Source organism: Mesorhizobium sp. KR9-304 (genome assembly GCF_040049215.1).
GTDB lineage: Bacteria > Pseudomonadota > Alphaproteobacteria > Rhizobiales > Rhizobiaceae > Mesorhizobium_K.
This window is the reverse complement of the sequence record NZ_JBDZDN010000003.1, coordinates 496,447-509,995: the sequence shown is the minus strand read 5'-3', so window position 1 is coordinate 509,995 and position 13,549 is coordinate 496,447. Positions and strand designations below refer to the sequence as shown.

The 13,549-nt window shown below is 63.9% G+C and carries 16 protein-coding genes; 3 read left to right on the top strand and 13 right to left on the bottom strand.

Going from position 1 to position 13,549, the window contains the following annotated elements; all coding sequences use genetic code 11:
• Window positions 1-7 precede the first annotated feature (7 nt).
• The 12 genes from nusB to ABLE71_RS18615 form a co-directional block, all read right to left on the bottom strand.
• On the bottom strand, window positions 8-505 hold the full coding sequence (gene nusB, locus ABLE71_RS18670; protein ID WP_348784959.1) for a transcription antitermination factor NusB: 498 nt from the start codon (window positions 503-505) through the stop codon (window positions 8-10).
• A 5-nt stretch (window positions 506-510) separates the two neighbouring features.
• Complete coding sequence (gene ribH / locus ABLE71_RS18665) at window positions 511-999, bottom strand: 6,7-dimethyl-8-ribityllumazine synthase (protein ID WP_348784958.1); 489 nt, start codon at window positions 997-999, stop codon at window positions 511-513.
• Window positions 1,000-1,098: 99 nt separating this feature from the next.
• Window positions 1,099-1,716: a riboflavin synthase gene (locus ABLE71_RS18660; RefSeq protein WP_348784957.1), complete on the bottom strand. Its 618-nt coding sequence runs from the start codon at window positions 1,714-1,716 to the stop codon at window positions 1,099-1,101.
• Complete coding sequence (gene ribD / locus ABLE71_RS18655) at window positions 1,716-2,840, bottom strand: bifunctional diaminohydroxyphosphoribosylaminopyrimidine deaminase/5-amino-6-(5-phosphoribosylamino)uracil reductase RibD (RefSeq protein ID WP_348784956.1); 1,125 nt, start codon at window positions 2,838-2,840, stop codon at window positions 1,716-1,718. The genes ABLE71_RS18660 and ribD overlap by 1 nt, the downstream gene beginning before the upstream one ends.
• 4 nt (window positions 2,841-2,844) lie before the next feature.
• Complete coding sequence (gene nrdR, locus ABLE71_RS18650; RefSeq protein WP_348784955.1) at window positions 2,845-3,309, bottom strand: transcriptional regulator NrdR; 465 nt, start codon at window positions 3,307-3,309, stop codon at window positions 2,845-2,847.
• Window positions 3,310-3,318: 9 nt separating this feature from the next.
• The gene (locus ABLE71_RS18645) at window positions 3,319-3,726 is read right to left on the bottom strand and encodes a type II toxin-antitoxin system VapC family toxin (protein WP_348784954.1); all 408 of its coding nucleotides are present in this window, start codon (window positions 3,724-3,726) and stop codon (window positions 3,319-3,321) included.
• Window positions 3,714-3,956, bottom strand: a complete 243-nt coding sequence (locus ABLE71_RS18640; RefSeq protein WP_348784953.1) for an AbrB/MazE/SpoVT family DNA-binding domain-containing protein — start codon at window positions 3,954-3,956, stop codon at window positions 3,714-3,716. Before ABLE71_RS18640 ends, ABLE71_RS18645 begins: the two co-directional genes overlap by 13 nt.
• Before the next feature lie 82 nt (window positions 3,957-4,038).
• Window positions 4,039-5,352, bottom strand: coding sequence for a serine hydroxymethyltransferase (gene glyA, locus ABLE71_RS18635; protein ID WP_348784952.1), 1,314 nt, complete (start codon window positions 5,350-5,352; stop codon window positions 4,039-4,041).
• A 192-nt stretch (window positions 5,353-5,544) separates the two neighbouring features.
• Complete coding sequence (locus tag ABLE71_RS18630) at window positions 5,545-6,798, bottom strand: L,D-transpeptidase family protein (protein WP_348785162.1); 1,254 nt, start codon at window positions 6,796-6,798, stop codon at window positions 5,545-5,547.
• Between the two features lie 302 nt (window positions 6,799-7,100).
• Window positions 7,101-7,616 (bottom strand): winged helix DNA-binding protein, encoded by a 516-nt coding sequence (locus tag ABLE71_RS18625; protein WP_348784951.1) that lies wholly within the window; start codon window positions 7,614-7,616, stop codon window positions 7,101-7,103.
• A 214-nt stretch (window positions 7,617-7,830) separates the two neighbouring features.
• Window positions 7,831-8,202, bottom strand: a complete 372-nt coding sequence (locus tag ABLE71_RS18620; protein WP_348785161.1) for a DUF6163 family protein — start codon at window positions 8,200-8,202, stop codon at window positions 7,831-7,833.
• 44 nt (window positions 8,203-8,246) lie between these two features.
• Window positions 8,247-9,290 (bottom strand): enoyl-CoA hydratase/isomerase family protein, encoded by a 1,044-nt coding sequence (locus tag ABLE71_RS18615; RefSeq protein ID WP_348784950.1) that lies wholly within the window; start codon window positions 9,288-9,290, stop codon window positions 8,247-8,249.
• Between the two features lie 263 nt (window positions 9,291-9,553).
• Here ABLE71_RS18615 and ABLE71_RS18610 point away from each other — a divergent pair, with 263 nt between their 5' ends.
• Together ABLE71_RS18610 and hemB are read left to right on the top strand one after the other, a co-directional pair.
• The gene (locus tag ABLE71_RS18610) at window positions 9,554-10,375 is read left to right on the top strand and encodes a DUF2066 domain-containing protein (RefSeq protein WP_348784949.1); all 822 of its coding nucleotides are present in this window, start codon (window positions 9,554-9,556) and stop codon (window positions 10,373-10,375) included.
• 71 nt (window positions 10,376-10,446) lie between these two features.
• Entirely contained in the window at window positions 10,447-11,478 is a 1,032-nt protein-coding gene (gene hemB / locus ABLE71_RS18605) for a porphobilinogen synthase (protein ID WP_348784948.1), read from the top strand.
• Between the two features lie 14 nt (window positions 11,479-11,492).
• Here hemB and ABLE71_RS18600 read toward each other — a convergent pair whose 3' ends face one another.
• Window positions 11,493-12,146 carry a glutathione S-transferase gene (locus ABLE71_RS18600; protein WP_348784947.1) on the bottom strand — a complete coding sequence of 218 codons (654 nt, stop codon included), beginning with the start codon at window positions 12,144-12,146 and terminating at the stop codon, window positions 11,493-11,495.
• A gap of 102 nt (window positions 12,147-12,248) precedes the next feature.
• On the opposite strand from ABLE71_RS18600, the gene phaZ reads away from it, so the two are divergent.
• On the top strand, window positions 12,249-13,463 hold the full coding sequence (gene phaZ / locus ABLE71_RS18595) for a polyhydroxyalkanoate depolymerase (protein WP_348784946.1): 1,215 nt from the start codon (window positions 12,249-12,251) through the stop codon (window positions 13,461-13,463).
• Window positions 13,464-13,549 lie beyond the last annotated feature (86 nt).

Here is a 13,549-nt window from a genome sequence, read left to right as displayed (position 1 = left end):
TGTTCGGTCACGATGCGTCCTTGCCGCGCCCCTCGCCCCTGACACGGCGCGATACGCGGTCGAGTACGGCATTGACCAGTTTGGGCTCGTCTTCCGAGTAGAAGGCCTTGGCGATATCGACATATTCCGAGACGATGACGGCGACCGGGACATCCTCGCGCTTCATCAACTCGTAGACGCCGGCCCTGAGGATCGCGCGCAGCGTCGAGTCGAGCCGCGACAGGGGCCAGTCTTCCGTCAACGCCTGCCGGATGATCGGATCGACGACCTTTTGATTCTCGACCACGCCCGAGAGAATGGCGCGAAACCACTGTGCGTCGGCCTCGCGATATTGCGCGCCGTCGACTTCCTTGCCGAGCCGGAACGCCTCGTATTCGGCGGCGATCTCAAGCAGCCCGCTGCCGGCGACGTCCATCTGGTAGAGCGCCTGCACCGCGGCAAGCCTGGCGGCGCCGCGCTTGTTGGCCTGCCGCGGCGTTGGCTGTTCGCCGGCTGCCTGCGTCACCGCTCTCAGCCTCCCAACCGCTCGCGCAGCGCGATCATGGTGAGTGCCGCACGCGCCGCGAAGCCGCCCTTGTCGCCCTCGCTCTTCTTGGCGCGCGACCAGGCCTGCTCCTCGTTTTCCGTGGTCAGGATACCGTTGCCTATGGCTAGAGATTCCTCGACCGCCAGATCCATCAGCGCCCGCGAAGACTCGCCGGCGACGATGTCGAAATGATAGGTTTCGCCGCGAATGACCGTGCCCAGCGCGACGTAGCCGTCATACGCAGTGCCGCCCTCTTCCGCACCGTCGAGCGCAAACGAGATGACAGCCGGGATCTCCAGCGCGCCAGGCACTGTCACGACGTCGTAGGTTGCGCCGGCGGCGTCAAGCGCTGCCTTGGCGCCATCGAGCAGCGCGTCGGAAAGGTCGTCGTAGAAACGCGCCTCGACGATCAAGAGATGCGCCTTGCCTTCGGGCAGGCTGAAGGCTTTTCCGTGGTCTGAAGTGACGGCCATTCTGGTCTCCAAGTCGGCGGTGACTTAGGCCGAACGGAGTGCGACCGCAAGCGATACGTTCTGTGCCAGGCTTGCGCCGATCAAATCGGGCGTAGAGGCTCAAAGCCCTTCCTTCGCCGCCTCCGCGAGGCGCGCCGCGTAGCGCGCCATGGTGTCGACCTCGAGGTTGACCTCGTCGCCGGCCTTCCGATCGCCCCACGTCGTCACCGACAGCGAGTGATGGATGAGAAGCACGTCGAAGCGGGTTCCCTCGACCTTGTTGACGGTGAGCGAGGTTCCGTCGAGCGCAACCGACCCTTTCGGCGCAATGAACTTCGCCAGTTCGCGCGGCGCCTCCAGCGTGAAGCGAACCGCGTCGCCCTCGGCTTCGCGCGCCACGATCACAGCCTTTCCATCGACATGGCCGGAAACGATATGGCCACCGAGTTCATCACCGATCTTCAGCGCCCGTTCGAGATTAATCCTCGTGCCCGCGGTCCAGCTCGAAGCCGTCGTCAGGCGAAGCGCCTCTTCCCATGCCTCGACCTCGAACCAGCGCGCATTTGCACCCTCGCCGGGCAGGCCCGTCACGGTCAGGCACACGCCGGCGCAGGAGATCGACGCGCCGATGGCGATGGTGGCCGGGTCGTATGCCGTTTCGATGCGCAGCCGCACGCCCTCGGGGAGCGGCCTGGCCGACGCAACTTTGCCAATGTCGGTCACTATCCCTGTAAACATCAGATCGGCCTTGCCCATTCGGCAACACGATCGTCGCCATAGGTCGCCTCGCGCAGCAGGCGGAACCCGGCCGGCATATGGTCTTCGTCGATAGGAGCCGCAAGCCCGCCTTCCCCGATCACCACCGCGCCGCGAAAGAGCACAATGCGGTCGACCAGCCCCTCATCCAGAAAATGTTTCGCGGTGATCGCGCCACCCTCCACGAGAAGGCTCGCCATGCCCTTCGCAGCCAAATCCTCGAGCAGTTCGGGAAGCGCCACTCGGCCATCGAACGTCTCGGTTGCGAGAAAGCCTGCGCCAGCCCGCTCAAGTTCGGCTTTGCGCTGCGGATCGGCCTCAGCGCAGGCCGCGATCAGCAACGGCACGTCCCGCGCGGTCAGGACCAGCTTCGAGGTCAGCGGCAGCCTCGCCATGCGGTCAAGCACGATGCGCGCCGGCGAACGGCTGGCGAGGCCCGGCAGCCTGACCGTCAGCTCCGGATCGTCGGCGATCGCCGTGCCGATTCCGACCAGGATCGCATCGCTCACCGCCCGCATCATATGCACCTGCCGGCGCGAAACCTCGCCGGTTATCGCGATCTGACCCTCACCGGGCTTGCCGATCATGCCATCTTGCGAAAGTGCAAGCTTCAGAGTCACTTCCGGGCGTTTGTTCAGAGATCGAGTCAGATAACCGGCCATGGCGTCGGCGGCTTCTTCGGCGAGCACCCGCTCGACCACCTCAATGCCAGCCTGGCGCAATATGGCGTAGCCTTTGCCCGACACCCGCTCGTCCGGGTCGCTCGCGCCGCCGACGACGCGGACCACGCCCGCCGTCACCAGCGCGTTTGCGCAGGGCGGCGTGCGGCCGTGGTGCGCGCAGGGCTCCAGCGTCACATAAGCGGTCGCGCCGCGTGCCAGCTTACCGGCTTCCGCCAGCGCTTCCGTCTCGGCATGCGGCCTGCCGCCGACAGCGGTGACGCCTCGCCCGACGATAACAGGCGAACCGCCGTCATCGCGCACGATCAGCGTGCCCACCGCCGGGTTGGTGGATGTCAGACCCGAATGTTTCCGCGACAGCCGGATCGCCGCCGCCATATAGCGCCGGTCGAGCGCCTCCTGCTCATGCGGGGTCCTTGTGGCCATCCGTTCAGCCTGCGTCCTCGTCGCCCTTCAACTCGCCGAGCACGTCGTGAAAATCCTTGGCCTCGCGGAAATTGCGGTAGACCGAAGCAAAGCGAACATAGGCGACGTCGTCGAGCGACTTCAGCGCCTCCATCACCAGCCGTCCGATTTCGCCGGACTGAACCTCGGTCTCGCCCGAGCTTTCGAGCTGCCTGACGATGCCGGTCACGGCGCGGTCGATCCGCTCGGGATCGACGTTACGCTTCCTCAGCGCGATCTCCACCGAACGCAGCAGCTTGTCGCGGTCGAACGGCACCTTGCGGCCCGACTTCTTGACCACGACGAGGTCGCGCAACTGCACCCGCTCGAACGTCGTGAAGCGGCCTCCGCAGACCGGACAGACACGCCGGCGGCGGATCGCCCCGCCATCCTCGGCGGGACGGGAGTCTTTTACCTGCGTATCTTCCGACTGGCAGTAGGGGCAGCGCATGGGCGAGACTCAGTTCAAATTTGGGGAAATAAGACGGACATCCGGAAAATAGGTACGATATCGACGCGCGTCACGCGTCAGCAAAGGCATTCCAAGCGTCGCCGCGTGCGCGCCAATGAAGAAATCGGGGAGCACACCAGACTTGGCCCCGCCAGCCGCGCGGTAGCCCGCAAACGCCTTCGCCGCGAGAAACGCCGCTGCCGGAGGCATGTGAGCAAAATCCGCACCGACAGTTTTCATCAAATGGTCCACCTGCGCCTCGCGCTCATAGCGGATAGATAGTTCGGCATAGATAACCGCATTCACATACAGGGGCCCTTCCGCCGCCGCAGCCTCGACCGCATTGAGAGACCATCGGAGCCAGGTTGGATCGTCGGTCGCGATATCCAGCAGAACGTTCGTGTCTACGAGGGCCAATCGTCGCCTCGCGTCAGCCGCATCACCTCGTCCGTGGTCATGCCCGGACCGGCATGCCCGATAAGCTTTTCGAAGCGGCTGGGCGGACGAATACCGTCAACCCTTTCGACGACAATTTCCCGCTTCTCGTTGTAGCGAAAGCGGACTTCCATTCCCGGTTCGAGGCCTAGGAGGTCCCGGACGCCCTTCGGGATCGTGACTTGGCCCTTGGTGGTAATTTTCGTGCTCATCTCAGCCTCGGTAATACCTTGTGTTCCAGAGGTATTACCGAACAGTCGAGAAATCAAGATATCGCCAATCCGCCCGACCGCTCTACCCCATATAGGAATACAGCGGGAACCTGTCCGTCAGCGCCAGCACCTTCTTTTTCACCGCCGCCTCGACCGCGGCATTGCCTTCATCGGAATTGGCGGCCTTCAGACCGTCCAGCACCTCCGAAATCAGCTTGCCGATCTCACGGAACTCGGCCTGGCCGAAGCCGCGCGTGGTACCGGCCGGCGTGCCGAGCCGGACGCCCGAGGTAACGAACGGCTTTTCGGGGTCGAACGGAATGCCGTTCTTGTTGCAAGTGATGTTGGCGCGGCCAAGTGCCGCCTCCGCACGCTTGCCAGTGGCGTTCTTCGGCCTGAGGTCGACCAGCATCAGGTGATTGTCGGTGCCATCAGACACGATGTTGAGGCCGGTCTCCTTCAGGCTTTCGGCGAGCGTTCTGGCATTCGTCACCACGCTCTTCGCATAGATCTTGAAGTCCGGCTTCAGCGCCTCGCCGAACGCCACAGCCTTGGCGGCGATGACATGCATCAGCGGGCCGCCCTGCAGGCCGGGGAACACCGCCGAATTCATCTTCTTGGCGATGTCCTCGTCGTTGGTCAGGATCATGCCGCCGCGTGGGCCGCGCAGCGACTTGTGCGTCGTCGTGGTGACGACATGCGCATGCGGCAGCGGCGACGGATGCTGACCGCCCGCCACCAGGCCGGCGATATGCGCCATGTCGACCATCAGCCAGGCGTCGACGGCATCGGCGATCTCGCGGAAACGCTTCCAGTCCCAAATGCGCGAATACGCGGTGCCACCCGCAAGGATAAGCTTGGGCTTCGTCTCATGGGCGAGCTTTTCTATCGCGTCCATGTCGAGCAGATGGTCGTCGCGGCGCACGCCGTAGGAGACGACCTTGAACCATTTGCCTGACATGTTGACCGGCGAGCCGTGCGTCAGATGCCCGCCCGAATTTAGGTCGAGGCCCATGAAAGTGTCGCCCGGCTGCAGCAGCGCCAGGAACACCGCCTGGTTCATCTGGCTGCCGGAATTGGGCTGCACGTTGGCGAAGCCGCAGCCGAACAGCTTCTTGGCGCGCTCGATCGCCAGTTCCTCGGCGATGTCGACGAATTGGCAGCCGCCGTAGTAGCGCTTGCCCGGATAGCCTTCCGCGTATTTGTTGGTCATGATCGACCCTTGAGCCTCCAGCACGGCGCGGGAGACAATGTTTTCCGAGGCGATCAGCTCGATCTCGTGGCGCTGGCGGCCGAGTTCGGAGCGGATGGCGCCGAAGATTTCGGGGTCGGCGTCGGCAAGGGCGGTCTCGAAAAAGGAAGCGGAATGGGTCGCGGCGGCCGTTGCTGTTGCCATGGCGGTCAATCCTTGATGTTCGGGCCCTTGAAACAAGGCCAACGGGTGGGAGGCGGTCGGCGCGCCATAACACAGTTGCTCCGCCCTCGCCACGTTCGTAGCCGCGAAATTTCGTCGCCGCTTTGCGCCATGTGCCGCAAAAACGAAAAGGCCGCCCGGAGGCGGCCTTGGATGCCCGAAGTAGCCGGATCTTTACAGCGCCTGGCTGAGTTGCAGCTCGTCGACGCCGTCGCGGCCGTAGATGTCGTCGCGGAAATGCGCGACGCCGTCGCCCGTCGACCAGGCCGAGATATAGGTGAAATAGACCGGCACCGGCACGGCGAGCTGCACCGGCGTGTTCTCGCCGCTCTTGATCGTCTGCTCGAAGCGCTGGCGGTCCCATTCGGGCGTGTCGCGCAGCAGCCAGGTGACGAGGTCGCGCACGTTCTGGACGCGCACGCAGCCCGAAGAATCGAAACGCATCAGCTTGTTGAACAGACCCTGCGAGGGGGTGTCGTGCATATAAGTCGCATGCGGGTTCGGGAAATTGATCTTCACCGAGGCCATCGCGTTGATCTTGCCGGGGTCCTGACGGAAGCGGAACTTCGCCGCGTCTTCGGTGTTCCAGTCGATCGTCACAGGATCGATCTCGTTGCCATCAGGGCCGAGGATGCGGATGCTGTTCTTGGTCAGATACTCCGGATCCTTGCGCATCAGCGGGATAATGTCCTTGCGGACGATCGATTCCGGCGCGTTCCAGTACGGATTGACGATGATTTCGTTGATCGCCGAGTTGAGGATCGGCGTCTGGCGGTCGATCTTGCCGACGATCGCCGTGTGGCGCAACGCAACGCGGTCGTTGTCGACCGCCTCGATCTGCGCCGCCGGAATATTGACCATGACATAACGCGGGCCGAGGTCGCCGGACATGGTGCGCAGCCGCACGAGATTGGTCTCGAGCTGGCCAAGGCGCACCGGCGCCGTCACGTTCATCGCGGCGTAGGTATATTTGCCGAGCACGCCGTCGGCCGGCAGCCCGTGGCGAGCCTGGAAGCGCTTCACCGCCGCATCGACATAGGTATCGAACGATTCGGAAATGCCGGCGCTCGTGGGAAGGTCGCCAGATACCATCAGGCGCTTGCGCAGCGCGACGACGTCGGGATCGACGACGCCGAGCTGGAGCTTCTTGGTCGCGGGGACCATCGGCCAGCCGCCCTGCGCGACGATACCGGAATATTGCGCCACCGCCTGCTCGATATACATGACGGTCTGCGGCGAGAAGATCGGCAGGTTCGAAGCCACGTTGTCGCCCTGGGTGGCGCGTGCGTCGAACGTATCGTCCCAATTGCCGCGGCGCTCGGACTGCAGGATTTCGCCGATCACATCCTGCGCGCTGACCGGGCCGGAAAACGCGGCCATGGCCAACGCGCCTGCGCCCGATAAGAAGAAACGTCGGCTCGTCTTGATCGTCATTCGGATACTCTTCTCGTCATCACCGGGCTTCAGGCCCGGCCTGAACTCTATGGTTGCCATGCTTAACAATTAGCCAACCATCACGATTGAAACCGGCCGCAGCCCTCGATCGCACCAATGCACCGTCGCAGCGGAAGTTCCGGATGCCGCATCGGCGGCGCGTCCATTGCCCGGATTTTCATCTGAATATGGCGGCAGCATGGCCTTTGCCACACACGAGACCGTGAAACCGGCAAAATGCAAACGGCCGCTGCCTTTCGGCAACGGCCGTTTCCCGGCGTCCTTCAGCCTTAAACTTACATACGGTAGGCGATCGTGTCGTTCCAGAAGCGGTCTAGCCGCTGCAGCGCGCGGTTCATCTGCTTGAACTCTTCGGTGTTGATGCCGCCGACCTGCTCGATCGAGCCGATATGACGTTCATAGAGCCCGCCGACCACTTCGGCGACCGCCTGCCCTTTCGGCGTCAGGCTGACGCGGACCGAACGGCGGTCGATGCGCGAGCGCTGGTGGTTGATGAAGCCGAGGTCGACCAGCTTCTTCAGATTGTAGGAGACGTTCGAGCCGAGATAATAGCCGCGCGAGCGCAATTCGCCGGCGGTCAGCTCGGAATTGCCGATGTTGAAGAGCAGCAGCGCCTGGATGGCGTTGATGTCGGAACGGCCGTTGCGGTCGAACTCGTCCTTGATGACGTCCAGCAGGCGGCGATGCAGGCGCTCAACCAGCTGAAGGGACTCCATGTATAGAGACCTGATCGCTTCACGGCGATCGTCGGAAACGGTAGCGGTCTTCGCCGCCGGACGCGAATTGATCATTGCCTTGCCTCTCGTTTGTCGCCCGGTGATTGTTTTGTTTCTCACCTTGATCGCGACACTATCGAATGCGCATAAAATTCGACTTAAACGCCAGGACTAACAAGGGGTTAAGGTCGATAGGTTTCGCAAGAGAGTTAATGAAACCCCCGCCGGGCAATGAAAATTAACCTAAAGCCTTAGGCGATGCCGCGAGGTTGCCTCCGGCGCTGGGCGACTAACGCTCCGCCCTGCGGCGCTGCCAGTAGATCAAAAGGCGGAAGGCTGCGTAAACCACCGCCACCACGAGGTGACTCGACACGATGAGCAGCCGGTTGCCGTAGAGGTCGGGGAAGAGGAAATACATCACCGTCTCGGTCGCCGCGCAGATCACCCAGATCACCGGCCCCCACGAAGCGAGCATCCACAACCCGATCGCCGCGAATGGATAGAATACCGCGAGTGTGACGGCCGCCACCTGCCAGTGCACCGGCATCAGGTCGAACCGCCAGAGCGGCCCGTCATAGAAGCCGATCAGCCGCACCCAGTAGAGGATGCCGAAGAGCAGGCAGTAGCCGGCGATCAAGCGCTGGAACCAGACGAAGCCCATCTCGGCCAGCGTCGGCCGGAGCGGTCCATGGTCCGCGAGATCGCTCACAGCTTGAGATCCCCGCCGGGCAGCGGCGCGAAGAATGCGTCGATCGCCTCCGGGCGTACGTCCTCCAGCCGGGCGGGCTGCCAGTTCGGCACTGTGCCCTTGTCGATCAGCGCCGCGCGAATCCCTTCGTAGAGGTCGTGGCTCTCGAGCATCCGGTTGAGGATGCGGAACTCCATCTTCATGCACTCGTCCATCGACATGGTCGAGCCGGCGGTGATGGCGCGGAAGGTGACGTGCAGGCTGGTCGGCGAGCGGCCCCTCATCGTCGCCAGCGTGGCGGCGGCAAAACTGTCGGCGGCGGCCGCGCGCTCCAGGCTAACGACGATGTCCTGCAGGGAGCCCAGCGAAAAATGCCTCGCGATTGCGTGCAGGGCCGCCTCGTCCGTCTTGCGCGGGGCCGCCTTGAAGAACTCTCGCAGTTCCGTGCCCGGATCGCCGCTGTCGGCGATCTCCTCGACCAGCGTCGGCAGATACGCCGCCTGCACCGTATGCGTGGCGATGCCCGACCACAGCGCGTCGCCATATCCGATCTTGTTGCCGGTCAGGCCGAGATACATGCCGAAGCAGCCGCCGAGATTGGGCAGAACGTAGCTGCCGCCGACGTCCGGGAAGAAGCCGATGCCGACCTCCGGCATGGCGAAAACGGCGTTCTCCGTCATCACCCGGTGCGAGCCGTGCGCCGATATTCCTACGCCGCCGCCCATGCAGATGCCGTCGATCAGCGAGACATAGGGTTTGGCGAAGCGGTCGATCTGGGCGTTCAGCCGGTACTCGTCGGCGAAGAATTCGGTAAGCCGCTTGCCCGCCTGCCTGGCCTTGTAGACCTCCAGGATGTCACCGCCGGCGCAGAACGCCCTGCCCTCGGCCTTGAGGATGACGACTTCGACGCCGCTGTCGGATTCCCACGCCGCCAACGCGGCGCTCAGTGCGTTCACCATCCGACGCGTCAGCGCATTGAGCGCATTCGGCCGCGTCAGCGTGACGATGCCGGCTTTGCCGCTCCGCTCGAAACGGATCTCATCGCCGCCGCCGAAATCCATGCCGCCAGAATCCCTCCCCGACACCCCGCCGGGACTGAAGTGCTAAAGCGTGGCGGATAGGCGCGTCAATGGCGAGCGCGGCGGGACCGGGAAATCGATATCTGCTCGACCGCCCGGACAGCGGCGCGCCCCTAGCCGCCTTCGGTCGTTGGAGCCGGACTCCGGCGGGACGATGCAGCAACATGCGGCTGCTTCCAGCTTTCCGTCACGAGGCGGCCTGTGCTAACGCTGACACGCAAGCCGCATCCGTCAAACATCACTCGATGATCCTGTCGATCCGCCTAGCCTGCCTGCTCATTCTTGCCTTTGTGCCGGCGGCCCCCGGCTACGCGGCTGAGGCAGCAGGCGATCTCTACAGTGCGCAGGCCGTCGTTACCGGCCAAGGCGAGAAGAACCGGCAGCTTGGTTTCCGCGAATGTCTCGACCGGGTGCTGGTGCGGATGTCCGGCGACCAGCGGCTTCTCGCTAGGCCCGAACTTGCCGGACTGCGCAACAAGGCCGGGGCGTTGATCGCTTCGTTCAAGTATCGCGACCGCCTCGAAGGCATTCCCATACACGACGAGCAAGGCTCGCACGATCGGCCGCACGACCTGAGCTGTTTGTTCGACCGAGCCAAGGTCGACGCCGCGCTGGCCTCGATGGGCAGCAAGCCCTGGCTGGCGGAGCGGCCCGTCGTCGCGGTTTTTCTGTCCGTCGAGCGAGGAACCCAGCGTTTTGTGCTCACCGCGGACGGCGACGATGGCCCCTTCATGGATGAGTCCCTCGCGGCAGCCGCCGAGCCGCTGGCGATGCAAATGGTGCTGCCGTCAAGGGCTCGGATCGAAGCCGCCCGGCTCGACGCCCGGACCTTGCTCCAGCCGGATTTCGGCGTTCTCAAACGTGCCGCGAAGGACGTTGGGGGAGACGTTCCATTGCTTGGCCGCCTCGCCTGGAGCGATGCTGAGCTAGGCTGGGTCGCCGACTGGCGAATCGCATTCGAGGGCAAAACCTATGACTGGCAGGTGCGTGGCGTCAGTTTCGATGAAGCGTTCCGCGTTGCGATGCGCGGTGCAGCGCAGGTCCTTTCCGGCAATGGTCAGCCTTAGCGGCTCCAAATCGCCGCATTGGTGGTCGCTGCCCACCCGTGCTAAAAGCCGCGCGATCCGGAGCTTTTGCGATGAACAAGTTCACCATTCCCCGCCAAGCCGCCGCCCGCACGGTTGACGAGATCACCGGCTCGCGACGGCTGCGCCGCATGCGCAAGGCCGACTGGTCGCGCCGGCTCGTTCAGGAGAACCGGCTGACCGTTGACGACCTGATCTGGCCGATCTTCGTCATCGACGGCGAGAACCGCCGCGAGGAGATCGCCGCCATGCCCGGTGTCTTCCGCATGACGATCGACCTTGCCGTCAAGGAGGCGGAGCGCGCGGCAAAACTCGGCATTCCCGCCATCGCCACCTTCCCGAATGTCGATCTGTCGCTGCGCGACCAGACCGGCTCGCACATTCTCGATACGGACAATGTGATCAACCGCGCCACCCGCGCCATCAAGGCCGCGGTGCCCGAGATCGGCGTCATCACCGACGCCGCACTCGACCCGTTCACCAGCCACGGTCATGACGGTATTTTGCGCGACGGCATCATCGTCAACGACGAGACGGTGGCCCAGCTCACCGCAGCCGCGGTCGCCCAGGCCGAAGCCGGCGCCGACATCATCGCTCCGTCCGACATGATGGACGGCCGCATCGGCGCGATTCGCGACGGGCTCGACGCGGCGGGCTTCCAGGACGTAGCGATCATGTCCTACGCGACGAAGTTCGCCTCGGCCTTCTACGGCCCCTACCGCGAGGCGGTCGGCACGGCCGGCCTGCTCAAGGGCGACAAGAAGACCTATTATCTCGACCACGCCAATTCAGACGAGGCCGTGCGCGAGGCCGAGCAGGACATCGCCGAGGGCGCCGACATGATCATGGTGAAACCCGGCCTGCCCTATCTCGACATCATCCGCCGGCTGAAGGACGAGTTCCAGATGCCGACCTTCGCCTACCAGGTGTCGGGCGAATACGCGATGATCCTGGCCGCCGCGCAAAATGGCTGGATCGACGGCGACAAGGCGATGCTGGAATCGCTGCTCGCCTTCAAGCGGGCCGGCTGCGACGGCATCCTCACCTACTTCGCCCCGAAAGTGGCGGAGATGCTGAGGGGGTAAGGCGGCGCCCGCTCCTAAAACTCCACCTCGAGCTCGACGATCTCGTCCGGCTCGGCAATCGCGCCTTCTGTCCATTCCTTGAGCAGCGGCCACTCGAATATCCGCTCGCAATAGGCGGCGAGCGCTGGCTCGAGTTCGATGGCGTAAGTCCTGAACCGCGTACAGACCGGCGCATACATGGCGTCGGCGAGGCAGAGCCTTTCGCCGAAAAGATACGGCCCGCCATAGGTCTCCAGGCATTCGTTCCAGATCGCCTTGATGCGCTCGACGTCCGGCCGCGCTCCGGAAAAAATCTTGAATTTTTCGTGCCGCGTCTTGAGGTTCATCGGTAGCGCCGAGCGCAGATTGTGGAACCCTGAATGCATCTCGCCCGACACGGCGCGGCAGATAGCCCGCGCTGCCTTGTCCTTCGGCAGCAGATTGGCCTTCGGATATTGCTCGTTCAGGTATTCGGCGATCGCCAGCGTGTCCCACACGGTCACGTCGCCGTCGGTCAGCCTGGGCACCAGCACCGAGGGGCTGAGCAGCAGAAGCTCCTGGCGCTGGTCCGCGTCGATGTCGACCAGCTTCTCCTCGAAATCGAGCCCAGCCATGCGGCACAGCAGCCAGCCGCGTAGCGACCAGGAGGAATAGTTCTTCGACGAGATCGTCAGTGTTGCCCGCGTCATTGCCTCGCCTTCCAAGCAGCCCACGACAATCCTCTCGCAATGCAGCATGAATTGCACTAGCTTTTTTGCAGCGCACATGGCGCTGCCTCGGGGATGCCGCGGATGCTCTATCAGACCTACCAGTTCAAGGACGATCTGGTTGCGCCGTTCCGCCTCATGGCGCGCGGCATGCAGGCGCTGGCGGGCGCAACCCTCTGGGGGCCGGCGGCCGACCTCGGCCGCCAGATGGCCGCGGCGATGGAAATGATTGCCCGCTTCGAGATAACCCATGTGCGCCCGGACTTCGCCATCGCGCCGGTCAGGGTCGGCAACCGCGACGTTGCGGTGACCGAGGAGGTGGCGCTCGACCTGCCGTTTGGGCGGCTGCTGCACTTCGCCAAGGACGTCGATACGCCGCAGCCTAAAATCCTGGTTGCGGCTCCGCTGTCAGGCCATTTCGCCACGCTGCTGCGGGGCACCGTGCAGACGCTGCTGCGCGATCACGACGTCTACATCACCGACTGGACCAACGCGCGCGACGTGCCGCTTTCAGCCGGATCGTTCGGCGTCGACGACTATGTCGACTACCTTATCCGTTTCATCGAAAAGATCGGGCCGGGCAGCCATGTGCTGGCCGTGTGCCAGCCTTGCGTACAGGCGCTCGCGGCCGTCGCCGTGATGTCGGAGGACCGGCATCCCGCGACGCCGCGCTCCATGACGCTGATGGCTGGGCCTATCGATCCCAGAGAAAGTCCAACCGAGGTGAACGAATTCGCGGTCGCGAAATCGCTCGCATGGTTCAAGAATTCGGTGATCTCGCAGGTACCCTGGCGGCATCGCGGCGCCGGCCGCAAGGTCTATCCGGGCTTTCTCCAGCTTACCGCTTTCATGGCCATGAACATGGAACGCCACCGCACCGCGCATGAGAAGCTCTACAAACATCTGGCGGCAGGCGAGACCGCCGAGGCGGAGAAGATAAAAACCTTCTACGACGAGTATTTCGCGGTGCTCGACCTCACCGAGGAATTCTACATCGAGACGATCGATCGCATCTTCCAGAAGGCGGAACTGGCGACCGGCGACTTCACCTACCGCGGGCAGAAGGTCGATCCCGGCGCGATCCGCAACACCGCGCTGCTCACCGTCGAAGGCGGGCGCGACGACATCTGCGCGCTCGGCCAGACCTCCGCTGCGCACGAGCTTTGCCGTTCGTTGCGCCCGCACCTGAAACGTCACCATCTCCAGGCCAATGTCGGCCACTATGGCGTCTTCAACGGCAAGCGCTGGGAGCGGGAGATCTATCCCGTGGTGCGCAACCTCATTCTCGCGATGGAATAGCGCCGGCCGCCGGTCGCCTCATGCCGGTTGTTGACGGGCCCCGCCCGACGTAAGGTTCACCAGCGCGAGTTTGATTCACCCATGTC